This window comes from Saccharothrix deserti (assembly GCF_009769385.1).
Lineage (GTDB): Bacteria > Actinomycetota > Actinomycetes > Mycobacteriales > Pseudonocardiaceae > Actinosynnema > Actinosynnema deserti.
Genome location: NZ_VKAB01000156.1, coordinates 1 through 1,010, shown reverse-complemented (window position 1 = coordinate 1,010; position 1,010 = coordinate 1). Strand labels below are relative to the sequence as shown.

Genomic DNA, 1,010 nt, shown 5'->3' with positions numbered 1-1,010 from the left:
GGCTAGCTCTGGTCGGTCGGGTGGTGGGCGCGCAGCGAGCCGGCGTGGGCTTTCGTCGACGGGTCGTGCTTGGTCTTGATCAGGCTGGCGACGGTCACGATCACCAGCACGACGATGATCACGCCCAGGCTGACCGGGGTGGGGATCTCCGGCACGCTCTCGTCGATGTCCACGTGCGCCCAGTGCAGGATGAGCTTGACGCCGATGAACGCCAGGATGATCGCCAGGCCGGCGGAGAGGTAGACGAGCCGGTCGAGCAGGCCTTTCACCAGGAAGAACAACGCGCGCAGGCCGAGGAGGGCGAACGCGTTGGCCACGAAGACGATGTAGGGCTCTTCGGTGACGCCGAACACCGCCGGGATGGAGTCCAGGGCGAACAGCAGGTCGATGCCGCCGATCGCGATCAGCACCACGAACAGCGGTGTGAACACCCGGCGGTCGTCGATCCGCGTGGCCAGTTTGCCGCCGACGTACTCGTCGGTGATCGGCAGGACCCGGCGGACGGACTTGACCAGGAAGTTGTTCTCGACGTCGGGGTCCTCGTCACGGTGCCGGAACAGTTGCACGGCGGTGAATATCAGCAGGAGCCCGAACAGCAGGAACATGAACGAGAACAGCGCCAGCAGCGTGGCGCCGAGCGCGATGAAGATCGCCCGCATGACCAGCGCCAGCACGATGCCGAAGGTGAGCACCTTGTGCTGGTGCTCGACCGGCACCGCGAACGTGGTCATGATGATCACGAACACGAACAGGTTGTCGACCGAGAGGCTCTTCTCGACGATGTAGCCGGCGAAGTACTCGGTTCCGTACTGCCCACCGTGCTCGGCCGCGAACCACACCCCGAAGCCGATCGCGACCAGCACGTAGAACACCGACCACGCGGTCGCCTCGGCGAACCCGACCCGGTGCGGCCGGATCCAGCCCAGCGCCAGGTCCACGGCGAGCAGCACGAGAATGAGGCCGATGGTGATCGCCCACGTCCAGAGACCGATATCCAGCACAGCAACTCC

The 1,010-nt window shown here is 65.4% G+C and carries 1 protein-coding gene; it reads right to left on the bottom strand.

Annotated elements, in window-relative coordinates:
- Window positions 1-2 precede the first annotated feature (2 nt).
- Window positions 3-1,001 carry a TerC/Alx family metal homeostasis membrane protein gene (locus tag FM051_RS49985; protein ID WP_158855005.1) on the bottom strand — a complete coding sequence of 333 codons (999 nt, stop codon included), beginning with the start codon at window positions 999-1,001 and terminating at the stop codon, window positions 3-5.
- Window positions 1,002-1,010 lie beyond the last annotated feature (9 nt).